The sequence below is a fragment of the Candidatus Finniella inopinata genome, assembly GCF_004210305.1.
In the GTDB taxonomy this organism is placed as follows: Bacteria; Pseudomonadota; Alphaproteobacteria; order Paracaedibacterales; family CAIULA01; genus Finniella; species Finniella inopinata_A.
On record NZ_SCFB01000014.1, the window covers coordinates 1 to 24,628 of the forward strand.

General features: G+C 45.3%; 22 protein-coding genes and 1 tRNA gene. 13 read left to right on the forward strand and 10 right to left on the reverse strand.

The genetic code is table 11. The features are described from left to right. Positions 1–168 precede the first annotated feature (168 nt). Together gatA and ssb are read right to left on the reverse strand one after the other, a co-directional pair. Positions 169–1,641, reverse strand: coding sequence for an Asp-tRNA(Asn)/Glu-tRNA(Gln) amidotransferase subunit GatA (gene gatA / locus EQU50_RS07165; RefSeq protein WP_130154445.1), 1,473 nt, complete (start codon positions 1,639–1,641; stop codon positions 169–171). 140 nt (positions 1,642–1,781) lie between these two features. Continuing rightward, positions 1,782–2,246 carry a single-stranded DNA-binding protein gene (gene ssb, locus EQU50_RS07170; protein ID WP_130154446.1) on the reverse strand — a complete coding sequence of 155 codons (465 nt, stop codon included), beginning with the start codon at positions 2,244–2,246 and terminating at the stop codon, positions 1,782–1,784. A 97-nt stretch (positions 2,247–2,343) separates the two neighbouring features. On the opposite strand from ssb, the gene erpA reads away from it, so the two are divergent. From erpA to EQU50_RS07200, 6 genes are all read left to right on the forward strand, one after another. Continuing rightward, a complete protein-coding gene (gene erpA / locus EQU50_RS07175) occupies positions 2,344–2,670 on the forward strand; it encodes an iron-sulfur cluster insertion protein ErpA (RefSeq protein WP_130154447.1) in 327 nt (108 codons plus the stop codon). Between the two features lie 15 nt (positions 2,671–2,685). Further along, complete coding sequence (gene xth / locus EQU50_RS07180; RefSeq protein ID WP_130154448.1) at positions 2,686–3,456, forward strand: exodeoxyribonuclease III; 771 nt, start codon at positions 2,686–2,688, stop codon at positions 3,454–3,456. A 16-nt stretch (positions 3,457–3,472) separates the two neighbouring features. Continuing rightward, positions 3,473–3,757, forward strand: coding sequence for an Asp-tRNA(Asn)/Glu-tRNA(Gln) amidotransferase subunit GatC (gene gatC / locus EQU50_RS07185; protein WP_130154449.1), 285 nt, complete (start codon positions 3,473–3,475; stop codon positions 3,755–3,757). Positions 3,758–3,772: 15 nt separating this feature from the next. Continuing rightward, positions 3,773–4,321, forward strand: coding sequence for a methylated-DNA--[protein]-cysteine S-methyltransferase (locus EQU50_RS07190; protein WP_130154450.1), 549 nt, complete (start codon positions 3,773–3,775; stop codon positions 4,319–4,321). Next, positions 4,311–5,468: a phosphoserine transaminase gene (locus tag EQU50_RS07195; RefSeq protein ID WP_130154451.1), complete on the forward strand. Its 1,158-nt coding sequence runs from the start codon at positions 4,311–4,313 to the stop codon at positions 5,466–5,468. Before EQU50_RS07190 ends, EQU50_RS07195 begins: the two co-directional genes overlap by 11 nt. A gap of 63 nt (positions 5,469–5,531) precedes the next feature. Then, positions 5,532–6,491, forward strand: a complete 960-nt coding sequence (locus tag EQU50_RS07200) for a hypothetical protein (protein ID WP_130154452.1) — start codon at positions 5,532–5,534, stop codon at positions 6,489–6,491. Between the two features lie 14 nt (positions 6,492–6,505). On the opposite strand, the gene EQU50_RS07205 is transcribed toward EQU50_RS07200, so the two are convergent. From EQU50_RS07205 to gyrA, 6 genes are all read right to left on the reverse strand, one after another. After that, positions 6,506–7,258 (reverse strand): DsbA family protein, encoded by a 753-nt coding sequence (locus EQU50_RS07205; protein WP_130154453.1) that lies wholly within the window; start codon positions 7,256–7,258, stop codon positions 6,506–6,508. A gap of 90 nt (positions 7,259–7,348) precedes the next feature. Next, positions 7,349–8,341 carry a tetraacyldisaccharide 4'-kinase gene (gene lpxK / locus EQU50_RS07210; protein ID WP_165380387.1) on the reverse strand — a complete coding sequence of 331 codons (993 nt, stop codon included), beginning with the start codon at positions 8,339–8,341 and terminating at the stop codon, positions 7,349–7,351. Positions 8,342–8,573: 232 nt separating this feature from the next. Continuing rightward, positions 8,574–9,041 carry a phasin family protein gene (locus tag EQU50_RS07215; RefSeq protein WP_130154455.1) on the reverse strand — a complete coding sequence of 156 codons (468 nt, stop codon included), beginning with the start codon at positions 9,039–9,041 and terminating at the stop codon, positions 8,574–8,576. Between the two features lie 111 nt (positions 9,042–9,152). After that, positions 9,153–10,475, reverse strand: a complete 1,323-nt coding sequence (locus tag EQU50_RS07220) for a phosphoglycerate kinase (RefSeq protein WP_207216333.1) — start codon at positions 10,473–10,475, stop codon at positions 9,153–9,155. A 110-nt stretch (positions 10,476–10,585) separates the two neighbouring features. Next, a complete protein-coding gene (locus EQU50_RS07225; RefSeq protein WP_130154456.1) occupies positions 10,586–11,608 on the reverse strand; it encodes a metal-dependent hydrolase in 1,023 nt (340 codons plus the stop codon). Positions 11,609–11,626: 18 nt separating this feature from the next. After that, entirely contained in the window at positions 11,627–14,374 is a 2,748-nt protein-coding gene (gene gyrA / locus EQU50_RS07230; protein WP_130154457.1) for a DNA gyrase subunit A, read from the reverse strand. Positions 14,375–14,544: 170 nt separating this feature from the next. Between gyrA and EQU50_RS07235 the strand changes: the two genes are divergently transcribed. Next, positions 14,545–14,757 carry a hypothetical protein gene (locus tag EQU50_RS07235; RefSeq protein ID WP_130154458.1) on the forward strand — a complete coding sequence of 71 codons (213 nt, stop codon included), beginning with the start codon at positions 14,545–14,547 and terminating at the stop codon, positions 14,755–14,757. A gap of 30 nt (positions 14,758–14,787) precedes the next feature. Here the strand turns inward: EQU50_RS07235 and EQU50_RS07240 are convergent, their stop codons facing one another. Continuing rightward, positions 14,788–17,235, reverse strand: coding sequence for a carbohydrate-binding module family 20 domain-containing protein (locus EQU50_RS07240; protein ID WP_130154459.1), 2,448 nt, complete (start codon positions 17,233–17,235; stop codon positions 14,788–14,790). Between the two features lie 237 nt (positions 17,236–17,472). Here EQU50_RS07240 and EQU50_RS07245 point away from each other — a divergent pair. Next, a tRNA-Glu gene (locus EQU50_RS07245) sits at positions 17,473–17,548 on the forward strand. A 57-nt stretch (positions 17,549–17,605) separates the two neighbouring features. Here EQU50_RS07245 and EQU50_RS07250 read toward each other — a convergent pair. Beyond that, positions 17,606–18,895 (reverse strand): hypothetical protein, encoded by a 1,290-nt coding sequence (locus tag EQU50_RS07250; protein ID WP_130154460.1) that lies wholly within the window; start codon positions 18,893–18,895, stop codon positions 17,606–17,608. A gap of 163 nt (positions 18,896–19,058) precedes the next feature. Between EQU50_RS07250 and EQU50_RS07255 the strand changes: the two genes are divergently transcribed. The 5 genes from EQU50_RS07255 (at position 19,059) to EQU50_RS08470 (ending at position 24,568) form a co-directional block, all read left to right on the forward strand. Further along, on the forward strand, positions 19,059–19,922 hold the full coding sequence (locus EQU50_RS07255; protein WP_130154461.1) for a hypothetical protein: 864 nt from the start codon (positions 19,059–19,061) through the stop codon (positions 19,920–19,922). Positions 19,923–20,045: 123 nt separating this feature from the next. Then, entirely contained in the window at positions 20,046–21,041 is a 996-nt protein-coding gene (gene obgE, locus EQU50_RS07260; protein WP_130154462.1) for a GTPase ObgE, read from the forward strand. A gap of 2 nt (positions 21,042–21,043) precedes the next feature. Continuing rightward, a complete protein-coding gene (gene thyX / locus EQU50_RS07265) occupies positions 21,044–21,973 on the forward strand; it encodes an FAD-dependent thymidylate synthase (protein WP_130154463.1) in 930 nt (309 codons plus the stop codon). 7 nt (positions 21,974–21,980) lie between these two features. Continuing rightward, entirely contained in the window at positions 21,981–23,963 is a 1,983-nt protein-coding gene (gene parE / locus EQU50_RS07270; protein WP_130154464.1) for a DNA topoisomerase IV subunit B, read from the forward strand. Between the two features lie 320 nt (positions 23,964–24,283). Further along, positions 24,284–24,568 (forward strand): pirin family protein, encoded by a 285-nt coding sequence (locus EQU50_RS08470; RefSeq protein WP_242508842.1) that lies wholly within the window; start codon positions 24,284–24,286, stop codon positions 24,566–24,568. Positions 24,569–24,628: the final 60 nt, after the last annotated feature.

Here is a 24,628-nt window from a genome sequence, read left to right on the forward strand (position 1 = left end):
AGAATATCCTTATTCCGTTCGGTACCAAAGATGCGTCTGAAGGCGACATCGTTTTTGGGGTCTAAGAATTTGGTTAGGATAAGATTCGTCTATATTATGATTATGAATAGTACGTTCTATGCACCTTAACAATAACACATTTTTCTAACATTATTGAAAAAAGTTAGCTCAATCATTCAATAATCTATGTTGACGAAAGTTAGCACCCTGTTCGATGACAGTCGCCACATTCAACAAAAGTTGTTCAGACAAAGCCGGACCAATCAATTGCAAGCCAAGAGGAAGCCCTTCGTCATTAACGCCTGCCGGCACAGAAATAGCAGGTAGACCCGCCATATTAACCGTGACAGTATAAATATCATTCAAATACATAGTGATAGGGTCGGTTGGTCTTTCATCAACACCAAAAGCAGCACTGGGTGTTGTAGGAGTTAGAAGCACATCGACCTTTTGAAAAGCCTGATCAAAATCGGCAGCAATCAGTTGTCTAACCTTTTGGGCTTTTAAATAATAAGCGTCGAAATATCCAGCCGATAAGACGTATGTTCCCATCAAAACACGTCGACGCACCTCCTCACCAAAACACGCGCGACGTGTTTTTTCATAAAGGTCGTCCAGTGTCTTTCCATCAACACGAGCTCCATAACGGACGCCATCAAAACGTGCTAAATTTGACGAGGCCTCGGCCGGTGCCAAAACGTAGTAAGTCGGCAAAGCGTAGGGTGTCGTTTTTAAGCTAATATCATACATTACAGCACCAGCTTCGGTTAACCAAGCAATCCCCCGTTCCAAAAGTTCCAAAGTTTCCGCGTTCAGATTTTCGATATATTCTTTGACAATACCAACTTTCAAGCCTTTGATATTGCCATTCAAGTTATCCAGGTAGGCAGGTATCTCAACGGATAAAGACGTCGCATCTTTTTTATCGTGCCCTGCCATAACCTGCAACATAAGGGCTGCGTCTGCAACTGTATGCGTTAAAGGCCCGGCCTGATCCAATGACGACGCAAAAGCAATCATTCCCCACCGCGAACATAAACCATAGGTTGGTTTAATCCCAACCAGGCCACAAAAAGCCGCGGGTTGGCGAATAGACCCACCGGTGTCCGAGGCTGTCGCTGCCATAGCCAAACGGGCTGCAACGGCGGCGGCTGATCCCCCTGATGACCCCCCTGGCACAAGCTTTTTTTCAGGATCCTTTGATGGCTGCCAAGGGCTGATGCTGGGGCCAAAGTAACTGGTTATATTGGCTGAGCCCATGGCAAACTCGTCCATGTTGGTTTTACCCAAGAACACCCCGCCTGCGTTTAGCAAATTGGCGCTGACCGTTGACTCGTAAGGTGGCACAAAATTTTCCAGCATCTTAGAGCCAGAAGTTGTGCGAATACCCTTTGTGCAGAACAAATCTTTAATGCCCAGGGGCAACCCTTCCAAAGCGCCGCCTTGACCTTCACTAAGGCGCTGATCTGAAAGTTTAGCCTGTTCTAAGGCTTGTTCAGGGGTTTCTGTAATATAGGCGTTCAAAGAGCGTTTATCTTCCATGCGCTTCAAGAAAGCAGATGTGAGATCAACGGCACTAAAGTCTTTTTTTGCCAAACCTTTGCGGGCTTCGGTAAGGGTCAACGTTGTTAAATTTGTCATAAAAGTCCAGGGTTTTTATGTTAATTGAATCAAGTTTTTGTCGCACCATCGAGGGCGGGGGTCCAGTTATTTTGTCTAGATTCCCGCCTTCGCGGGAATGAAATCTGGAGAGTTAAAACGACTTGGAAAAACAGTTTCTATCAAAAAGGGATGTCATCATCCAAACCGCCAAAGGAACCAGCCGAATGTGCACCTTGACTTTCGCCAGAAGACGGGCTGCTGTAGCCTCCTCCCCCCGACTCATGATCACTTGAACGACTATCCAACAGAGTCAACTCACCTTTGAAACGTGATATTAAAATTTCAGTGGTGTAGCGTTCTTGCCCATTTTGATCAGTCCATTTACGCGTTTGAAGCTGGCCTTCAATATAAACCTTAGAACCCTTTTTAAGGTATTTCTCAGCGATCTCAGAAAGTTTCTCGTTCATAATAGAAACCCGGTGCCATTCTGTTTTATCTTTGCGTTCGCCCGTTGTTTTATCGCGCCAAGACTCGCCGGTCGCCACTGAAAAGCTGGCTATTTTCATACCATCTTGGGTATGCCGGATTTCAGGATCTTTCCCTAAATTACCAACTATAATGACTTTATTAACAGAACCTGCCACTGCAAACTCCTTGTTGTTTTTATTAAAATAAATCTACCTCTTTATGCCATGTTTTCGCTAAGATACCTAGTAAAGTTTAAAAGCCGGTTTTCACAAAATGCTAAAATTAACTGAAAATGCTATTAAGCGTCTTAATCACCTGATTGCCAGCAAACCATGCGACCAAACGACACACCTTAGGGTCAGTGTTTCGGGCGGCGGGTGCTCAGGTTTTCAGTACCACTTTTCACTGGATACGGCAGTTCATGCCGATGATCAAATTTTCCCAACCGAGGGTTCCACGGTCGTCGTCGATAACGCCTCTTTAAACCTTATAGAAGGCAGTATTATCGATTATGTAGAGGATCTATCCTCCGCCAGTTTTGTGATGAAAAACCCTAACGCTGTTTCTGGTTGCGGTTGTGGTAATTCTTTTTCAATATAGAAGGGCACTGAACTCTTGAAAATCGTTACCTGGAACGTTAACTCCATTCGCGTACGTCTACCGAATGTCACAAGATGGCTGAACAACCATCAACCCGATGTTGTGTTGCTGCAAGAACTTAAATGCTTAAATGAAGCATTTCCAAGACAAGAACTAGAGGACTTGGGCTATAACGTGGCCGTTCATGGTCAAAAAACCTACAATGGCGTTGCGATTTTATCCAAATCACCGATCGAAGACATCACGTATGGCCTTCCCAATTTTTCAGAGGACTTACAGGCCCGTTATATCGAAGCAGTAGTTGGCAAAGTCAGAGTCGCCTCGGTCTACATACCAAACGGTCAAGAAGTTGGCAGTCCTGCCTATGTCTATAAAATGGCCTTTTTAGGTAAACTTCACAGTCACCTTCAGCACCTTCTGACCTATGACGAGGCATGCGTTATAGGGGGTGATTATAATATTGCCCCAACCGACCAAGACGTTTATGATGCCGGTGTTTGGGCAGATAAGGTATTGTGTTCAAAACCAGAACGAAAAGCATTTCAGGCATTGTGCCATTTGGGGTACCAAGATGCGGTCCGACTGCGTCACCCTGGTGTGGGGCCTTTTACTTGGTGGGATTATCGAGCGGGAGCCTTTCTTGCTAACAAAGGGTTGCGAATCGACCATTTATTGTTATCACCTCTGGCTACTGATCGTCTTCAAGATTGTGGGGTCGATGCAGCCCCAAGAGCCGATGAAAAAGCATCTGACCACGCGCCTGTTTGGTGCACTTTAAACGTATAAAAAGGAAAAACAAAGAATGTCTTTAACTCAAAAGGATATCAAAAAAATCGCAGAACTGGCACGGATTAAAATTGACGAAACCGAAATTGACAACATTGCCCAGCAATTAAGCGGCATTATGGATTGGATCGATCAACTTAGAAACGTTGATACCAGCAGCGTTGATAATATCCCTCACCCCTCTTCTTATATGCAAGAAAGAGAAGACGTGGTAACAGAAACGAATCAGGTAGAGGCCATTTTGGCCAATGCCCCTGTTTCAAAACATCAAATGTTTGTAGTACCTAAAATGGTTGAATAAAGGGGAATTTTAAGCATGGAGTTACGCCAAGAATGCCGTTATTTGTCTTCCACCGCCTATGATAGCCTTTGTCATGATATGGGCTTGATCGGTGGTGTTGTTGAATTACCTTTCGGAAAAGTGATCGTCCGTCTTTTGGGAAATGCCATTTGTGGACTGGGATTCGTAAACAGCTCATGCTTGAAAGCTTTTCTACCCCATAAAATTTTTGATAAACCGTACCAGCCGAATGATGTCCGATGCCAAAACGTCGTCCGCAACGTTTTTGATAAAAAACCTGTGTCTTTGATCCTTAGCGGCACGACTTTTCAGCATCAGGTTTGGCATCAACTGCAGGAAATCCCATCTGGTGAGGTTATCAGCTATCAAGCCTTAGCAGAACGGATGGGTGATGTGAAAAAAACAAGGGCTGTCGCCTCAGCTGTGGCCCGAAACCCTATTGCCTGGCTGATCCCCTGTCATCGTGTTTTGCCAAAAAAAAGGGGAATTGGTGAATATCATTGGGGGCCGGAAATTAAAGCAAATCTTTTAAGATGGGAAAAAGGGGACTGGAATGATGCCTAAACCACAACAAAAACCAATATGTCCGAATTTTGGATCGGGCCCAACTGCCAAGCCCCCCAGCTGGCAACTTGATCATCTGCAATCAGCCCTGGTTGGTCGGTCTCATCGATCGCTTGAGGGCAAAGCGAAACTAGCCCAGTTGATTGAAAAAACGCGCAGCATCCTGAAGGTTCCCGAGGGCTATCGTATTGGCATTATGCCGGGCTCGGCAACAGGCGCCATAGAATGCGCGTTATGGTCGTGTCTTGGGTTATATGGTGTTGATGTCATGGCCTTTGACGTGTTTGGTAAGTTGTGGGTTACCGACGTCATAGAACAGCTGAAATTGACCGATGTCAATGTCATGCAGGCTGATTATGGCCAACTGCCGCCTTTGGTCCACAACCCGGATCGTGATTTGGTTTTTACGTGGAATGGAACAACCTCAGGGACTTGCGTTCCCAATGCCGATTGGATTCATGATGACCGAAAAGGCTTAACCATTTGCGATGCCACATCGGCAGCATTTTGTTTTGATTTACCGTGGTCAAAATTAGATATCACCGCCTATGCCTGGCAAAAAGGCCTGGGGAGCGAGGCCGCCCATGGCATGCTGATATTAAGCCCACAGGCAGTGGACCGATTGCAAACCTATCGACCCCCATGGCCCCTGCCCCGCCTGTTTCGTTTAACGAATCAAGGAAATCTTACAGAGGGCATCTTTCGGGGCGAAACAATCAATACGCCATCTATGTTATGTGCTGAAGACTGTTTGTTGTCCCTGGACTGGGCACAGCAGATCGGGGGTATGGAAGGGTTGGTGAATCGTTGCCAAGCTAACTTCGGCGTTCTAAAAGAATGGGTGAACAAGACCAGCTGGGTTGACTTTATGGCACATGACCCATCTATAACCTCGCCCATTTCAGTGTGTCTGACGCTTCCTTTATTAAAAGATCACCCTATAGTTGCTCAACGTGAATTCTTAAAATCGTTCGGGGCCTTATTAAGGAACGAACAAGCGGCCTTTGAGATCGTCAACCATATCCATGCCCCGCCGTCGCTTCGCATCTGGTGTGGGCCTACGGTCGAATCAGAAAATATAGAACTATTGTTGCCCTGGTTGGAATGGAGTTACCAAGAAACCTTAATAGAATTTGGTAAGCTTTAACGTATTTTTAACCTAAATAAAATTACCCTTATATCATAAGGCACTTATTTTTTTAGGGTAGACATGCAAGTTTTTTTGATTATTGTCACACTTCTCAGTGTGCTTTTTGCTGGAGAGATGAAGGCCTCAGAATCAGCAGAATCGCTTGAATCACAAGTGGCGAATACAACGCCCTCTGAGTCAATACCGTTTAAAGACCAACCCTACGAAAGATTCGTAAGTTTGGGCGACAGGTGCCATGTGGCGCATAACATTAATTATTATTTGGCAGCAAAGTCAGATAACCCTATTGTATCCAGCGCTTCACAGCAGAATATAGCTGAGGGCAAGATTGCCAATGCACTTATAGAGGATCTGGGTAAAAGAAAGCCCTATTTTTGGGGCGGCTTTCCTTTTGATTGGGTCCGTATAGAAGATTATGCCGGATTGATTCGACTTATTGAACGTGATTTTTCTCAATTTTTTGACAAAGGCAATATCGTTGGGTACTGGGAGGAACCTAACCTAGCAACGAAACAAACCCTCTATGATAAATTAAACTGCATCACGCGAAGAAATTTCCTAGAAAGCATTGTTTTGAAGAGAAATGATCAACAAGACTTTAGCTATCGTGGATTCGCTGAGGAATATAATAGAACACAAGTTACAGACTTTTTAGAAGCACCTTGGAAGGAAGAATATGAAAGATGTCACCAAAAAATAGGTTATATGATTGATAAATTTAGAAACTTAAAAAGTTATAAAACACTCTATATTATCAACTACCAATTACCTGACCACCAACTAAAAGAGCTCAGTAAAGCTTTGGCAAAAAGCAGAATGAACCTGAATTTCACAATTATTGTATGTCATCATGAGGTCGAAAATCGGAAAATTGATGATAACATCGTTCTTCGAAAAACAGCTTGTCTACATTGGGTCAATAACTGGTATTGGGACACGTCGATTTTAGACGAATTCAAACTTGATCCCAAGATCCTTGAGGGGCTTAGAGAATCATACAAGTCTGACAAAACTCAGTAATTTTTGGATCAATGTCAGTTCGTGGGCAACTTTTCCAAAAGTTTTTCTATGGATTTTGGTTTAGGCCAAGTTTGGACAACTTTACCGTTCACCAAAAAGGCCGGTACGTAATCCAACGATTTACCAAAATCCAAGGTTGCCTGTAAGTGGTTCGCCGTTAAGGCATCCTCTAGCGTGGAATCTTCCAGATCTGCTTGCTCTATTTCCTGAAAGCTGAAGCCATTACGCAGGGCAAAAAGTTTTACGAAAGCCCCTTCTATATTCGTTTGAACGTCAAGGTCCTCCGCCAATTTATCAACGTCCATTTTTAACTGTTCAGCGGTTTTTTCCAACGCCTCTTTTAGAAGCTGTCTGCGTTTCTTGGTGGATTCTTCCAAAACGGGATCCAACCATTCATCTTGGTGAGTCAGGAAAAATTGCATAAGCTTGATAACGTTTTGGTTTCCGCGCCGCCAGATCAATCTGGCAACGGTATAATCTAAGCGATGAAAAGGCAAAAGGCGGAATGTAAATCTGACATGCCCCATTTCAATAAAGTTTTTTTCAATTTCGGGAAAAAAGTTTTTTTCATAATCGGCGCAGTGGTTGCAGGTGGGTGAAAAGTACATAATAATATGGACCGGCGCGTCTAGACTTCCCAATACAACCTCAGCCAATGCCTTATCTGCTGAAGAAGTTGGTGGAACGTCAAAAACGCGTTCCGCAATCGCCAGATTAGGAACCACTATCGCCAAAACGGCTAAAGCACACAATCTCGAAAAACGCATTATTCTTCTTTTAAAAAAGCTTTCTCTACCTATTAGTATTCATCAAGTTTTCAAAAATCACCAGTATTTTTAAAAAGGCTGAATGACTTTTCATAATCCGCTTTCGTGGACAGGTGAGAGACCAAAGTGGTGCGCCAAAGCCTTTTCAAACGAATGCCGCTGATCAAATTGCAAAACAACAGGCAAGGTGAGTACTGCATTCTTGTAAGGTTCTGGTATCCTAAATTGGTCTTTTTCTGTTGTGATCAAGGGCGCATCATGCAACTGTGCAAGACGTTCAAGTTTTTGCATATCAATAATGGTGTAAGGGTGATGGTCAGCAAAATCGACGAAATCTTTAATAACAAAATCTTGCTCCTCTAAGGTATAGCGGAACTTTTCTGGATACCCTATACCCGCGAAGGCGACTACAGGCTGTGGCTTTAAAGAGGAGGTCGCTGTTAATCTGGCTGTATATTGGAATGAAAACGAGCTAAGGCCTTTAGGCTTTTTGAAATTTTCCTTATCACCCACAAATAAAACCGCTTGTGCTCTCTTTAAGCCTTTTTGAAGCGGTTCTCTTAATGGGCCGGCAGGAAAGACCAAATTGTTTCCCAAACCCTGGATACAATCAATCACGATCAAACTGTAATCTTTGATAAGCCTGGAATTTTGAAGTCCATCATCCATCACCAAGATGGTGGCTCCAGCTGCAATAGCGGCCTTTGCAGCTGCAACGCGGCTAACCCCCGTCCATGTGGGCGCATGGGCTGACAGAAGCAGTGGTTCATCGCCAACCTGAAGGTAAGTGTGTTTAGAGGCGTCAACGCGCGCAACGTCACGAAAATATCCACCATACCCGCGGCTTAGAATATGGGGCTGGTGGCCCATTTCTTTTAGTATTTTAACAATCGCAATAACTGTGGGAGTTTTACCAGCCCCCCCCATAACCAGATTGCCCACACAAATAACAGGCACAGAAACCTTGTACGGTTTACGGTGTGATTCCTTCCAACAGGATAGACGATAATAAATCCAAGATAATGGTTTTAGAAGGTGACTAATAAATGAATCACGATGCCAAAACTGAGGGGCTTTAAACAACGTTATGACTTCCTTAAAATTCACCTTGTCTAAGTTCTAACCTATATCGTCTGGGATTTAAAGACATACATCAAACACGAAAGGCAATTATAACCCAATGCCGTTTGATACACTCGATGGTGACAAGAGTAACCCCCCAAGAGATTTCACCATAGGGAAAATTTCAGGAGTCTGAGCTTCCCAAACTTTTATAAATTACGGTCACAATATTCACATCCTCATCAAACCACTGCTAGTGGGTCCTTGAGGAATGTTTGTTCAAAGATTGCGCGCCATCTTTGAAACGATCTTGTACAAGACTATAAACATCCTTATGGGACTTTAGAACGATGTCGGAAATATTCGAATGATGATCAACTGCTTTGAAAAGGCTTTGTTTAACGTTATCCGCATGAGCCTTTAACTTTTCCTTAGAGGCTGGACTTTGCATGACCTCTTTAAAAGAAGACTGCATCTCTTCAAAGGTTTGACGCATAAATTGTGTTTGAAGCTGGGCAATGTTTTTTATTACGTCAACGGCCATTTTTTGCGCATCGCTTAAAGCATCAAGATTCTTTTTATGGTGACTCAGTATTGCTTCATGATCAATTTTTGGCATTTTAGAAGCCATACTCTTGAATGCCTCATGGGCTGAGTGTTCGGATTTTTCTGTATTTTCTTTTTTGCTAGCCTTAGCATCTTTTTTTGCAGTTGCAACCATCTCTCATACTCCATACAATTTTACTAAAAGTAATTAGACATTGTTACCGATAGCTCGTCAACTGTCTAACTTGCTTCATTAATTTATTACTAATATATGCTAGAAAGGTTTCTAAATGGTTAACGCCTGTTGCTTTGCTTTTTCCAAAGCTTCTAATCCCGGTAATTTCTTACCTTCTAACCATTCCAAGAAAGCTCCCCCGGCGGTTGAAACGTAATTTAATTTGTCTGTAACGTTGGCTAGTTTAAGTGCTGAAAGAGTGTCACCCCCACCTGCAACCGTCAAGGCTTGCCCTGTACAATCAGCCATAGCCTTCGCCACAGAAATCGTACCTTGTGCAAAAGCTGGATATTCAAAAGCCCCGACTGGACCATTCCAGATAATTGTTTCCGCCCTCTTGAGCACAGAGGCGATTTTCTCACTTGTTTTAGGACCAATATCAAAAATCTTCTGTCCCTTAACCACCGAATTAACTGATTGAGCAGTCCCCTTGGAATCTTTTAAATCAGCTGCTGTCACAACGTCGTCAGGCAGAACAATCGTAGCTTTTTTATCCATTTTCAAGATTTTAGTTGCCGTGGGCAAAAGATCAGGCTCATAAAGCGAATCACCAATATTAACCCCTTGTGCTGCCAAGAATGTATTGGCCATGGCACCCCCAATAATCAGGATGTCTACCTTTTGGCACAAATTTTCTAGCAATTCCAACTTTGTAGAAACCTTTGACCCCCCGATAATGGCCATAAGGGGACGCCGCGGGTTGCCCAAACATTTCGTCAGATACCGGACTTCTCTCTCAAAGTGAAAGCCGGCCACACTGGGCAAATAGTGAGTGATGGCCTCTATGGAGGCGTGCGCACGGTGGGAACACGAGAATGCTTCGTTCACGTACAAATTAGCATGTTCTGCTAGCTGAGCCGCAAGGTACAGGTTGTTGTCTTCCTCACCCGGCGCAAACCTCACGTTTTCTAGTAACACAACAGTTTTAGGGGGTAACGTGGACAACGCGTCTTGGACCCTAAGTCCGGCGTAGTGGTTCACAAACTGGACCGAACAATCCAAAGCCTGTTCCAAAGGTTTTACCAGGCTTTTCAAAGAATACTTTAAATCCCACTCAGACTCGTTCCTGCTGGCCTTGGGCCTTCCAAAATGCGACAGCAGCATAACCTTAGCCTGATGTTCTAAAAGGTACGTTACGGTATTCCTAATGGCGACAAGGCGGCTTGTATCCGTGACCACCCCATCATGCATGGGCACGTTCAAATCAACCCTTACCAAAACAGTTTTGCCTGATAAGTCTTGATTTATAAGGGTAGGTAATGATGTCATGAAACCTTCATCAATATGTTGCTGGTTACTTGCGGCCGTGGAGGCATGGATGCACCCAAAAACCCCAAAAATCAAATAAATGATGATGCTCGTTCGCAATCTCATGGCACTTTAACCCTTTTAATAAAACAAATAAATTCCTTTTATTAAAATTTACCATGAAACTTGTTAACAAAAAGTGAAGCCCAATCTTGCTTTTTCTATTTTACTTCGAATTAGAAAAATGCTTTTTCAAAAATTTCTAAGATTGTAGCAAGCCCTACAGATCCGATAGGGAATTCGACTTTTGCGATGGGTGTGACACGATCTCCCTTTTCATTAATTTCAAACTCAACACCCCAAAGACCCAAAAGACTGGGGCCCGGAAAACCAAAGCGGTTATCGGTGATGGTGATCTGACGGTTCGTAGGGCCATAAGTGACAAAATAACGTTGGCTTGTAAACCAGGTAAAAATGGCGACGTCTGGATCCTTTAAAAAGTTATAAGACGGTATGTCCTTTGGCTTTTCAAATGTTGTCCATTCAATGGTTTTGGGGGCCCAGGTGGACAGAAACCCGATGCGCAAGGAATGATTATCCTCAACCACCAGCCGTCGCAGGAAAATTTGAAACATGGTTGTATAGGCTTTAACCGAAGGAATCGAAGAGTAGCTTTCAGTTGCCAACTGGGAACGGCATAGATCCTCTGCCTTTTCATTTTGGGCCAATCCTAAAAACAAATACCCTGTTGTCAATATCAACGCCAGCGCTGAACAGGTTGTGACAAGCAACCTTCTTAATGGAAAAAATAGGCCCACCAACACAGATGCTAACAACGTCAAAGAATAGACAGGGTCAATGATAGGAATGGCTGAAAGGGCGAAACGATGATTTGAAAAAGGAGCCAACAGTTGGGTTCCATATACGGTGAATAAATCCAGCAAAGGATGGGTTAAAAGCGCCCAAATCATTAAGCCTACCCAAGCAGACAAGGAATCGTCCTTGCCTTTTGCTTGGTACCATCGCCAAACTAAATACCCCAACACGGGCCCTAAGACAGGCCCAAACCACAGCGAATGCGTTACGCCTCTGTGGTACAAAATTTCCGCAAATGGATTGGAAGAAAATCTTACCAAAACGTCCAGGTCTGGAAGCATGCCTATAGCGGCACCCCAACCCAGCGCCCGCCGTCCTAAAGACTTTTGAAAGCCAACTTGGCCGACAGAGGCCCCTAAAATCCCCTGGGTTACAAGATCCATATTTTGTTACTCAAAAGATTATTCTGGTGAATTTGAATCCAAAACAACAGCTGTATCGACGGTTGCAATATCGTCATCAACGTCCTCGTCCTCGCCAACTGGGATGCAGCTGACAGCCACCACTTTTTCATCATCATCCACCCGGAAAATGATCACCCCTTGGGCTGACCGGCGGGTGATACGAACATCGTGAATCGGACACCGCATCAGGCGCCCTTGATCCGTTACCAGCAAAATCTGGTTATCCGGCATCACAGGGAACGAGGCTGCCACGCCGCCATTTCGCGCATTAACAGCAATGCTGGTGAACCCAGAGCTCCCTCGGTTGGTGGTTCGATACTCATAGGCCGAGCTTCGTTTACCAAACCCTTTCTCCGTAATCGTCAAAATGAATTGTTCTTGGGCAGCTAATTCTTGGAAGCGTTCCGGTGATATCTTGACATCCAGATTTTCTTCCTCACCCTCCTCAACAATGACTTCCTCTTCCGTTTGATTCGCCAACTGACGGGCCTTCGCGGCTTGCCTCAGGTAAGCCTGGCGTTCTTCAATATCCAATTTGCCTTGGTCTAAAATGGCCATGGAAATAACGTGATCATCCTTGCCCAGACGAATACCGCGCACACCATTGGAATCACGGCCTGCGAAAATGCGAATGTCTGTGACATTAAAGCGGTTGCAAATGCCCTTATAGGTGGACAGCATGACGTCGTCCGTCTCGTAGCAAAAGGCAACGGCGATCAACTTTTCAGTGTCGTCTAGCTTCATGGCCCTTTTCCCATTCGATGGGATATTGGCGAAATCTTCCAGCTTGTTTCGGCGGACATTACCAAGGGATGTGGCAAACATTAAGTACGGCTCTTGACCCTCAGCGGCCTCTTCCGATCTGACCAAAACGGTGGTGATCGTCTCGCCAGGCGCCAAAGGCAACAAGTTTATCATAGCGCGACCGCGGGCTGTTGGTGACGCTAAGGGAAGGCGATAAACCTTCATTTTGTAAACTTTGCCCAAACTGGAAAAGAACAAGACAGGATCGTGGGTGTTGGCCACAATCACGTCGCTGACGACATCTTCCTCTTTGGTGGTCATGCCCGATCGGCCCCTGCCCCCGCGTTTTTGCGAACGGTAAGTTGATAACGGAACACGCTTAATATACCCGCCCAAGCTGACGGTTATAACCATGTCTTCGCGTTGGATCAGGTCTTCCATCTCAACCGATGAATCGCCGTCCTCGATTTGGGTTCGACGCGGGGTCGCAAACTGGGCCTTAATTTCTAAAAGTTCAGCCACCAAAATATCCAAAACCCGCTGGCGCGAGGCTAAGATGGCTAAGTATTCCTGGATCTGGGCCACAATCTCGTGCAGGTCATTGCTGATTTTGTCCCGTTCCAGGCCTGTCAAGCGATGCAGACGCAAATCTAAGATGGCCTGGGCTTGGGTTTCCGTTAATTTGTATTGGCTTTGATCATCGGCATCTTCATCGACCAGATTGATAAGGGGGGCCACGACGCTGGCGTCCCATCCCTTGGCCATCAGCTCAATCTTGGCTTGCTGACGATCAACCGCAGCCCGAATCAAGGCGATAATCGGGTCAATGTTGGCAACGGCGACGGCGAATCCCAACAAGATGTGGGCTTTTTCACGGGCCTTGGCCAATTCAAAACGGGTCCGCCGGACGATGACTTCTTCGCGGAATTCTAAGAATGCCTTTAAAATACGAACCAAAGACAGTTGCTCAGGGCGACCATGAACCAACGCCAGCATGTTAAAGCTGATGCCGGTTTGCAGCTGGGTGTATCGGTAAAGCTGGTTCAAAACCACCTCGGCCACAGCATCGCGTTTCAGCTCTATAACAACACGAAGGCCGTCGCGGTCCGATTCGTCCCGAAGATCGCTGATCCCTTCGATGACTTTTTCTTTGACTTGTTCGGCTATTTTTTCAATCATTCGGGCTTTGTTCACCTGGAACGGCACTTCTGAAATGATGATGGCTTCCCGGTCATTTCGAATCGATTCGATCGACGTTTTGCCACGCACCGTAATGGTACCCCGCCCCGTGCGATAGGCTTCATGCAGGCCATAGCGGCCCATGATAATACCACCCGTTGGGAAATCGGGCCCGGGGACAATTTGCATCAGCTCTGGCAGTGACAAATCTGGGTTTTCCACAAGGGCGCAACAGGCGTCAATAACTTCACCCAAGTTGTGGGTTGGCACGGTTGTTGCCATTCCAACGGCAATACCGCTGGTTCCATTCACCAACAGGTTGGGAAAACGCGCGGGCAGAACCTTGGGTTCTTCCATTGTTTCGTCATAGTTCGATTGAAAATCAACGGTGTCTTTGTCGATGTCTTCTATAATGGTGTGGGCGGCTTTGCTTAGGCGCGCCTCGGTATATCGGGATGCCGCCGCTGGGTCACCATCCATCGATCCAAAGTTTCCCTGCCCGTCAATAAGGGGCAGCCTTAGGCTGAAATCTTGGGTTAGCCGCACCATGGCGTCATAAATAGCCATATCACCGTGGGGGTGATATTTACCCATGACGTCACCAACGACGCGTGCGGACTTGCGATATGGGCGGTTATAATCGTTCCCAGCTTCCTTCATGGCATACAGAATGCGACGGTGGACCGGTTTTAAACCGTCCCGCACATCAGGCAGGGCCCGTGATACGATAACGCTCATCGCATAATCAAGATAGGAGCGTTTCATCTCCTCTTCGATAGAAACCGGTTTGGTGTCGGTGGTCAGGGCACCAGAGCTTGTCATACGTATACCATTCAAAAGTTAAGTCTGAAAACAACCTCACCACCTTAGCACTTTCTTTGATTAAAGTGGATTTTTTTAACATGCTGTTAACCGTTTTTTAACTTTTTCTTCTTGATTTTTTGCCAGAAAAGACTATCTATAGTGGTAGAGATCTTTAAGGAGTAACGGACATGATTTCCCTTACAACTGCCCCCGAACTGCAATCGCAACTGCAACAGTGTCAGCAACAAAAAATGCAGCTGGAACATGACATGCAGAACAGCCCCAGGAAGCCCCGGGGAACTGTGGATTTTGACCTTTATCGTATGAAACGCGTCAAGACCGAACTGCAAGATCGCATAACTAAGCTTAACAGCGTGCTGCACCCTAATATTATCGCTTAGGTTTTGCTTGGCCCGAATGCTTGGTTTTCGTTATGACCAAGTATCGTTGACGCTTGTTGTGCCCGGAATGGTCTTGTCAGATCCGCTGAGCCAAGTCACAGATGTGCCGCTTTTTTTTATGTACTTATAAGCTATAGGAAAACTAGGATTGTTAAAGATCACTGTCTTAGTCCATGTAGGATAAGAGGTTGGAGACATAATCACGGCATTTGCTGTGTTCCAGCTCCCCAACTCGGTTGAACTGCCTATCACATAAACATTTTGCCCCCATGCGGTGTACGCTGAACCCACTCTAAAGCTAACGGTCGAAGAACCACCGCCTCCACCGCCACTATAAGAGTGGGCCTCAGAACCTCCAGTTCCGGTTGAAGAAATAGTCAGAGAAGTAGAAGTTCCCTCCTGTGCAGCAATAGTCCCATCTGAATTTATCACCGCAAATTTATAGGGAACGGTATATGGACTTACCGTGGAACCGGCTGGAAAGCTGATAGGGATAGTTCGCCATAAATTCGCCAGTGCCGGACTAGCCCCTTGATTCATCATGATATTCAAAAAGTCGGGGCGTATTGCCCCATTGCCCAACAATGGATGACTGCCAACAACACCCATTTGTTGCCCAAGGCTTGTAGTGGCATTATTCACTTGGAACACCACTGACCTCGCGCTCAGGCCTGTTGGGTATTGCAAGACAAAGAACTTGGCATTTCTAGAGGGCAATATTAAGGAGGATCCACCAGTAATAGAAACGAAGGCGGTTGAACTTTTCGTATACTTTATACCAGCATCCGACACGTCTTGATAATAGGAACCCCCGGCGTTGGTAGCACTGTTGTAGGTAGTGTCAGGTATATAAAGATTATTAGGCACATAAGCAGGCGAAGAAGGAGGAGGAATACTAAGGTCGTTTAGCGGAATGGTCCGTGACCTTCCCCCTTTATTAATCAACGCAAAGCCAAACTGGCGCGCAATCAAAAGAACATCGCTATTTAAAGCCACCATGTATTCGTGAGGAGCCATATTTGCATCCATCGCCTTTCTAAAGGCCAGCGCATTTTTTATGATATTTTTGCCTTTAGGATTAAACGAAACATCGTACACGTCTTTATCATCATCAAAACGTATGATTAAAGGCGACCCGTCCCGCCTTGATAACATATAGGCTATGGCCAGTTGAGAATCGATCATATTTGCCAGATCATTGCGATTAAAGGTACAGGCGGCACACGCATTCGGCAGGTTCGCTGGTGTATCCGTATGTGTGTGAACACTTTTGGGAGTTGTGTAAAATTTATGGAAACCTCCTGTGGAAATGTTCGGATAAAAGTCATGGCCGGCGGAAAGAGTAACGGCAGACTGCGTGTTTCCAAGGCTTGCGGGCGCAACAAGGGTTGAAACAGACGCATCATTAGCAAAGACATTACCCACCACATCTTGTAAAGCAAAGTCAAGCACTGGCATAATGGCGACATAGGGGCTAAGGGTCGGTACAGTCACATTGAAAGCCTCCCCATAGCCGTAATTAAAAGTCACCCCTGCGGTTCGGGCTTGCGATAAGATTGCATTCCAATCAGAAATCGGGATTTGTTTTAAACCATCGACACGAAGTCCGGCTACACTCAAATCTTTCAAAAGCTTTAGATAATTGACAATCATTTCCTGTACCTTTGTGTGGCCAGTATTTAAATCAGGACCAAATTTCCAAGTTGTTTGCGCTTGGCTAGGAATATCCCAGTTTGGTTCCCCTTGGTAGGCATTAAAAAATCCTGAGGGGAAGTTTATGGAAGAAAGCGTAGGTGTGGACCCTCCAGAGGGGATAGTCATAGGATGAAGGACACTGGGGTTCGTAATAGCAGAACTTTGAGAACCAGTCCCCGCTAGATCAAAAGACACCTGGTTGAACTGCACATCCATAATAATACCAAGGGCGTATCCCTGGGCCGCCGTTATCAGAGCCTTTAAGTCAGCCATAGTGCCATACCGGGGACTGCCCAAGTAATATCCGATGGCTGTCGTGCCATCTGTGGCCGTTGTTCCGTATTTCTTAGGGTCAGTACCCCCAGTTGCCTCTAATCCACTAGCAGTAGTTGCATAATTTGAGTCCAACACACAAATATAGTTTGAATAACCAAGAAACCAAACATCTGGATATTGTTTGTCCGAGGGACCAAGCTTTGGTTTCGTTCCATCCTGCGCAGGGGAACAATACTGAAAGGGCGGTAGTTGAATGTGCGTATATCCCTTGTTCGCAAGATCCTGAAGTTTAGCGCTGTTTAAGATGTCCGTCGAAGCCCCTGTAAACGTAGCACCCGCTGTTCCGGGACTACTAATAATAGGCATATCAAACGCATGATAAATAGCAGCCGGTCTTGGATTGGCCGCACTAAAAAGAAATGTTGGCCCGTTCAACGTATTTGAGCCTGTCGCATAGGCGCAGGTGCCAACAGACAAAAAAAGTCCTATAAATTTTTTAATACTCATTATTTTAATCTCAATAAATTTTTTATTAATTATAGCGCAATAGATATTAACAATAAGTTAATATTACGCAAACACAAATAGACTCACCATGATTATACAACGGGGCATTTTTCACACAGGGTCACACGCATACACACCATTTAGGATTACGAAGCACGCAGTCTTTAAATCAATTTCTGAAGCCCAATTTTCTGGTTGACTTAACAGCCTAAAATCACCTAACTTCAAATCCAACAAGTCCCCATCGTCTAGAGGCCTAGGACACCACCCTTTCAAGGTGTAAACACGGGTTCGAATCCCGTTGGGGACGCCATTTTTTAGTTGGCTTACAACTATAGAGCGCCTTTTTATCTTCGTACGCTCCACAAAACTAAAAACTAATACCATTCTCCTTCATGATTCTGGAGGCTTTCCCCCTATCTTTGGTAAGGCCAAATGCTCCTAACCAATATCCCGCAGCCTGCAGATAATGGTATATATAAGGGTCGTATTGTTTTGTAAAAACCCACAAAGCTTCTGTGTTTTTTTCAAAAATATTGTTTCCACTGATTAATCCATCCATTTTCACATCAACGGCCCATTGATTGCTCTTGGCCACCCAGTCATCAATTAATTTTGCAGCTAGCTTTGGGTCTCGTTCGTAGCTATTCGTTCCCTGCAGTAAACCCTTTACTTTTCTCTCCATGGCCCATTGACAACCTTCAACAATCCGTTGTTCATTCATCTTTCTAGACAGATTTGGATTTCCTGAATACCCATACGCCCCATACCCAACGCCCTGTACTTGCGCCTGGATAGCCCACTGATATCCTTTGGACACCCATTCTTCAATCGATTCTCTAATCTGAACAGGGTTTTGTATATAGCCATACCCCCCATACCATAACCCATCTGTTTTTTTCTTCATTGCTGGCTCTGACCCTTTAGAGGCCCACTCATCAATGAATTTCTTAGCTTGGTCCACGCTCCTTGTGTATCCATAATCTCCAGTAAGAAGCCCATCTATCTTGAACGCTATGGCTGACCAAGATCCGTTGACACTCCGTTCATCAATAAATGCTTTTGCTTGATCAAAATCTTGTCGATAGCCATATTTCCCTTTTACGAGCCCGTTTATTTTCCTCAATATAGCTAACTCGTTGCCTTGAACCACCAATGTATCGTTTAAGGCTCTGCTCTCTGCTCCTGGGTTTTTCGCATATCCATACCGCCCCAGTTGCAAACCTTCTATTTTGTTTTCAACAGCCCATAGGACGCCTTTAGCGACCAATACTTCGTTCACCTGGTTAGCCTGGCAATGATCCCGTTCGTATCCGTCGATCCCATATTCCAGTCCACGAACTTGTCTTTTCGCAGCATCAGGATCATCAAGGCTTACCAATAACCTTTGCCAGTCACAACCTGTATCGGACAAAACCAAGTATCGTCTTTCAAGGGGCAATTTTCTTAGCCACTGGGGTTGTATGTCAGGGGAAGAAAATCTTAAATCAATCGATTCCAGATCCACGTCAATCCCGTCATTGTGGGGCAAAAAAACCCGAAGTGGTTTATCTACATCTAAATCATTACCAACCTCGGTTTTGGCAAAACAAGACGTTGACAGAATGGCTGTTAGGGACAACAGAACAAGTTTTTTATATGACACTAGAAGGTGAATCATGGCGTTTAACTCCTGAATTATATATTTCACACAATCCAACAAATAATTTTTATTCGTAAATATATTATTAACGCAGAGAAATTAATAATATATTTACACATCAGAGATATATGAAGTGGTGGAAGCAGTTAATTCGATCAACCTATCGTCATAGGAGGTCCTTATGGAAAACAACTTCATCAACCTAATCCCGGCCAAAGCCGTTCTGATCATTTCAATAAATTGTGCGTCTATTATCAGTGTTTCGGCCGATACGTCTGAACAAAATCAACTGACTGAAAACGGTATATCTGGCCAAAGTCAACGCTTTTGGCAGCAACAAAATGAACAGGCTGCAACGTCCCCTGCGGAAGCCACCCCTGCCCCCCTTCGGATGCAGACCGGGCATGCCATTTCGTCTGAACAGGAACAAGAATTTCAGAACAGAATGTACCGACAAGCTTTTAATCAGATTTTAAGTCAAGGCCTGCCGACAAAGGCGCAGGCGCATTGCCAGCGTTTCCTGCAATATCTAGAGGAACGCGTGTCAGAGGAAACAAAATCATGTCTACCTGATTTGTTGGTCTCAAAACTTCCCCCTTTCCTTATTAACACCTATGGTTTCCAGCCAGCCGACACCCCAGATCAGGCCGTGAAGAAAATGACACAACTGGGCTTGGGAATTATTGGAACCCCTTTGCTATTGAACAGAACAGAACAAAATAATTTGGCTGCTTTTGCCTTCGCCTGCGCAGGACATAAAGCATTAATAATGAAAGAGGAAATTCCGTTGGCTGGTCAGTGTGATTTTTACCTCTCCGTATCGCAACTTTTTATATGGAGCGCCCATCGTTACCAAGACCTGTGGGCGAAACGTTTGTTTTTAGACAAAGCCAGTGGTGCGCTGTGTCAAGCCATTTCAACCCTGGAATATGTTCAAGACACTGAAATGAACGCAGAGCTATCAAAAACTCTTATCAAAGATTTTTTGAATATACTTGGGCGTCATTGTGCGTTGGCGAATCAAGAAGCAAAGAGAACGGTATAGTTCTTTGTATTGGGAAAACCTTTCGCCCAGAAAGGTTTTTTCATCTACCTGGAAGTCTAATGCAGACAGAATTTAAGGGCTGTGATAGGTTATGTCACATAATAACTATAATCTGTTTTACATATGAAATTCTTAGATGAAGCAAAAATTTTTATTCAGTCTGGCGATGGCGGGCCTGGCTGTTTAAGCTTTCGTCGAGAGAAATTCGTCGAATATGGCGGACCTGATGGTGGTGATGGCGGCAAGGGCGGAAATGTTTACGTTCTGGCAGTTAGCAACCTGAATACCCTTATCGATTACCGGTATCAGCAACATTTTCGGGCAGCCAGAGGGCAACATGGAATGGGCGCCAATCGGCACGGCCGAGACAGTGACGATATAATTCTTAAAGTTCCTGTTGGCACACAAATATTCGAGGATGATAAAGAGACGCTGATTGCCGACCTTAACACCCCTGATCAAAAGGTCTTGTTATCAAAGGGCGGAGATGGCGGCTTTGGCAATGCCCATTACAAAAGCTCCACCAATCAGTCGCCAAGACGGACGAATCCTGGGTGGCCTGGTGCGGAAAAGTGGATTTGGCTGCGTCTAAAATTGATTGCTGATGCAGGTTTGATTGGGTTGCCCAATGCGGGGAAATCGACATTTTTAGCTGCCGTGACCCGTGCAAAACCAAAAATTGCTGATTACCCCTTCACAACCCTGCACCCTCAGTTGGGTGTGGTTTATTGTTACGATCGGGAATTTGTTTTGGCAGATCTGCCGGGCTTGATTGAAAATGCCCATCAGGGAACAGGCCTAGGCCACCGTTTTCTGGGTCACATTGAACGGTGCAATGTTTTGTTACACATGATTGATGCCACCCAGGATGATGTTGTTGAAGCTTATCGGATTATTCGTCAAGAACTGGAACAATATCACCCTGACCTGCCCCTGAAGCCTGAGGTCATTGGTTTGAATAAATGCGATGCCTTACAGCCAGAGGAAATTTTTGAAAAAGTAGAAGCGTTGAAGAAAGTAAGTGGCAAGGCTGTTTATGCCATTTCAGCCGTCGCCAAACAGGGTGTTCAAGAAACCCTGGGCGCTTTATTAAGATATATTGACAAACAAGAGGATTGAGAATGCTTTTATCCCCAGAACAACTAAATGAAATTAAAGAACAACAAGCTGCGTCCGCGCCCACACGCAGGGCAACCGTGGAGAGCCTGGAAGAAATTCTTTATCATGCATTGCCCGTTTTAGACCATGGTTTTATAAGGGTCGTTGATTATATGGGCGATGACGCTGCGGTGGTCCAGGCAGCCCGGGTTTCCTATGGTCGGGGCACAAAAAAGAAAACCGAGGATCAAGGCCTTATTAATTATTTAATGCGCCACCGTCATTCGACACCGTTTGAGATGTGCGAGATTAAATTACATGTCAAGTTACCCATATTTGTGGCACGCCAATGGATCCGCCACCGAACAGCCAACATTAATGAATATTCAGCGCGTTATTCCATCTTGGATAAAGAGTTTTATATCCCCTCCCCCGATCACTTGGCAGCGCAGTCCAGTAATAACCGCCAGGGGCGCGCCGACGTTCTGCAGGGTGAATATGCCCAAAAAGTTTTGGATATGTTGCGCCAAGATGCTGAGCAAACCTATCAAAATTATGAGTATTTATTGAACGAAGATGACCAGGATCCAACCCGCCCTGGTTTAGCCCGAGAATTGGCCCGTATGAATTTGCCGGTTAATTTTTATACGCAATGGTATTGGAAAATTGATTTGCACAACTTTATGCATTTCTTAAGCCTGCGCGCCGATGCCCATGCACAATATGAAATTCGCGTTTATGCCGACGTGATGCTTGATATTTTGAAACGGTGGGTGCCCCATACGTACGAGGCGTTTACAGATTACCGCATGGGCGGTGCCACATTGTCTGGCAAAGCATTAACCGTCGTCCGCCAACTTATGAATGGGCAATCCGTTGATAGAGCAAGCAGCGGCATGGGTCAACGTGAATGGGACGAGTTGATGGTTGTTTTACAGAAAGCGTCTGTCTAACTGAATTATGGCTAACCTTTTTAATAACAAACAAGCCCCGCTTAAAAGCGACTATACCGCCAAGGATATTGAGGTTCTGGAGGGGCTGGAGCCTGTTCGCAAACGTCCAGGCATGTACATTGGGGGGACAGACGAGAAAGCCTTTCACCATTTGGCAGCCGAAGTTCTTGACAATGCCATGGACGAAGTGGTTGCAGGCTTTGCCAATAAGATCACGATTCACCTGGGGGCTGATAACACGTTGACCATTGCCGACAATGGGCGCGGCATTCCGGTGGATCCCCATCCTAAATTCCCCCATCTATCAGCCTTGGAAGTGATTCTGACTACCCTGCATTCTGGGGGTAAATTTGATAATAAAGTGTACAGCACATCGGGTGGATTGCATGGCGTGGGCATTTCGGTCGTTAATGCCTTGTCAGATAAATTAGACATAGAAATTTGCCGCCCCAAACAACGTTGGCGTCAAAGTTACAGCCGCGGGCACAGCGTTTCACCCCTGGTCAGTGAAGAGACAAACAGCCGCCAACAGGGTACAAAAATTCGTTTTCACCCTGACCCTGAAATATTTGGCGATTTAAATTTCCGCCCCGCCACCCTGTACCAAATGGCACGCGCAAAGGCGTACTTGTTTAAAGGGGCAAAAATTGAGTGGTCATGTGATAAAAATCTTATAAAAGACAACCGCACACCGGCGGAGGCTTTGCTTCATTACCCCGATGGATTGGCCGATTATTTGACCGATGTATTGGGATCCGAAGGGGAATCTTATTCAAGTTTCTTTAAAGGCGAAGGCGTTTTTCCGGATCAGAACGGGCGCATCGAATGGGTGGTCGCCTGGCCCGTTCAGGCAGAGGACGCCAGCGATGAAGGCAGCTTGACATCATTTTGTAATACGATTCCAACACCCCAGGGGGGCACCCACGAGGCCGGATTTCGTCAGGCTTTGACACGCGGGTTAAAAGATTTTGGGGAACGTACCAATAACAAACGGGTTAGCAATTTAACGGCCGAAGACGTTAATGGGTTGGCGATCGCTGTGTTGTCATGTTTTATTCAGCAACCCCAGTTCCAGGGGCAAACTAAAGAAAAACTTGTATCCGTGAATGCGGCCAAGTTGGTTGAAAATGCGCTGAAGGATCACTTTGATCATTGGCTGGTTGGGCATCCTCAATTAGCAAATCAAATTTTAGATTTTGTGTTGAATCGGGCTGACGATCGTTTGCGAAAGAAGCAGGCGAAAGAGGTTTCACGGCAAAGTGCGACCCGAAGGCTGCGGCTTCCGGGTAAATTAACCGACTGCACACAAACAAACCCTGCAAATTGCGAGATTTTTTTGGTTGAAGGCGATTCAGCCGGTGGATCCGCCAAACAGGCCCGCAATCGGGCCACCCAAGCGGTTCTGCCCTTGAAAGGGAAGATTTTAAACGTGGCAACGGCATCGCTTGAAAAGATGAAGGGGAACCAAGAAGTTGCCGATTTGATTTTGGCGTTGGGATGTGGCGCTGGCAAAGACTGCAAACCTGAGAATTTGCGGTACGGTCGTATTGTCATTATGACCGATGCTGACGTGGATGGGGCGCATATTGCGTCGTTGCTGTTGACGTTGTTTTTCCAAGAAATGCGACCTTTGATTGAAAACGGGAATATTTATTTAGCCCAACCGCCTTTATATAGGCTCAGTTATGGGCAAAAAATTATTTATGCCCGGGATGATCAAGAGAAAGAGCATCACCTTAATACCACCTTTAAAAGGGCGACGAAAGTGGACATCAGCCGATTTAAAGGTTTAGGCGAAATGCCGGTTGAGCAGCTGCGCAATACGACCATGGATCCAACCAAACGCACGTTATTACAGGTCAGTTTAAATTTGGCCGAATCGGCCGGCGATCCAGGAGAATTTGTCACACGCCTGATGGGCAAAAATCCTGAAACGCGTTTCCAATTCATTCAAGAGAATGCCAAATTTTTGACAGATGTGGATGTTTAGGGTTACGCCTATAATCTGAAACCTCTGGAATTGTCCGAATAATACCGGCACAATGTTACAAAAATTTAAACTAAATACGAGACACCTATGGGATTAATCGACAGAAACTCTATAGAAGCAATCATCACACCACGCCCCAAAGATCTGGGGGGATTTTGTGTCAGGCGCATCCTTCCCCATACCACGCGCCAAATGGTTGGCCCTTTTATATTCCTGGACCATATGGGACCGGCGAATTTTGAAGAGGGACAGGGAATAGATGTTCGTCCCCTCCTCATATTGGTCTTTCCACCATAACTTATTTATTTGAGGGTGAAATTTTGCATCGGGACAGCATTGGATCCGCCCAGGCGATCATGCCGGGTGATGTAAACTGGATGACAGCGGGTCGCGGCATTACCCACTCTGAGCGAACAACAGAAGCCAGACGTTCCAAACCCCATGTTGCCCATGGTCTGCAAACTTGGGTAGCCCTTCCACAGGAATTTGAACAGATTGAACCAGAATTTCACCATTACCAAAGTAGTGTTTTGCCTGAATTCCAGATTGACGACGTTACACTGAAGCTGGTTGCAGGAAAAGCATTCGGGCCTTCCAGCCTTTAACCCTCCATTTTTCCGACACGTATAGTATGAATTATTATAAATTTAGAACTCAATATCTTC

What these genes read in the sequence shown, in the direction of transcription:
- gatA (WP_130154445.1), bottom strand. Translation starts at nt 1,641, where the DNA reads ATGACAAATTTAACAACGTTGACCCTTACCGAAGCCCGCAAAGGTTTG.
- erpA (WP_130154447.1), top strand. Translation starts at nt 2,344, where the DNA reads ATGCTAAAATTAACTGAAAATGCTATTAAGCGTCTTAATCACCTGATT.
- gatC (WP_130154449.1), top strand. Translation starts at nt 3,473, where the DNA reads ATGTCTTTAACTCAAAAGGATATCAAAAAAATCGCAGAACTGGCACGG.
- EQU50_RS07190 (WP_130154450.1), top strand. Translation starts at nt 3,773, where the DNA reads ATGGAGTTACGCCAAGAATGCCGTTATTTGTCTTCCACCGCCTATGAT.
- EQU50_RS07195 (WP_130154451.1), top strand. Translation starts at nt 4,311, where the DNA reads ATGATGCCTAAACCACAACAAAAACCAATATGTCCGAATTTTGGATCG.
- EQU50_RS07200 (WP_130154452.1), top strand. Translation starts at nt 5,532, where the DNA reads ATGCAAGTTTTTTTGATTATTGTCACACTTCTCAGTGTGCTTTTTGCT.
- EQU50_RS07205 (WP_130154453.1), bottom strand. Translation starts at nt 7,258, where the DNA reads ATGCGTTTTTCGAGATTGTGTGCTTTAGCCGTTTTGGCGATAGTGGTT.
- EQU50_RS07215 (WP_130154455.1), bottom strand. Translation starts at nt 9,041, where the DNA reads ATGGTTGCAACTGCAAAAAAAGATGCTAAGGCTAGCAAAAAAGAAAAT.
- EQU50_RS07220 (WP_207216333.1), bottom strand. Translation starts at nt 10,475, where the DNA reads ATGAGATTGCGAACGAGCATCATCATTTATTTGATTTTTGGGGTTTTT.
- EQU50_RS07225 (WP_130154456.1), bottom strand. Translation starts at nt 11,608, where the DNA reads ATGGATCTTGTAACCCAGGGGATTTTAGGGGCCTCTGTCGGCCAAGTT.
- gyrA (WP_130154457.1), bottom strand. Translation starts at nt 14,374, where the DNA reads ATGACAAGCTCTGGTGCCCTGACCACCGACACCAAACCGGTTTCTATC.
- EQU50_RS07235 (WP_130154458.1), top strand. Translation starts at nt 14,545, where the DNA reads ATGATTTCCCTTACAACTGCCCCCGAACTGCAATCGCAACTGCAACAG.
- EQU50_RS07240 (WP_130154459.1), bottom strand. Translation starts at nt 17,235, where the DNA reads ATGAGTATTAAAAAATTTATAGGACTTTTTTTGTCTGTTGGCACCTGC.
- EQU50_RS07250 (WP_130154460.1), bottom strand. Translation starts at nt 18,895, where the DNA reads ATGATTCACCTTCTAGTGTCATATAAAAAACTTGTTCTGTTGTCCCTA.
- EQU50_RS07255 (WP_130154461.1), top strand. Translation starts at nt 19,059, where the DNA reads ATGGAAAACAACTTCATCAACCTAATCCCGGCCAAAGCCGTTCTGATC.
- obgE (WP_130154462.1), top strand. Translation starts at nt 20,046, where the DNA reads ATGAAATTCTTAGATGAAGCAAAAATTTTTATTCAGTCTGGCGATGGC.
- thyX (WP_130154463.1), top strand. Translation starts at nt 21,044, where the DNA reads ATGCTTTTATCCCCAGAACAACTAAATGAAATTAAAGAACAACAAGCT.
- parE (WP_130154464.1), top strand. Translation starts at nt 21,981, where the DNA reads ATGGCTAACCTTTTTAATAACAAACAAGCCCCGCTTAAAAGCGACTAT.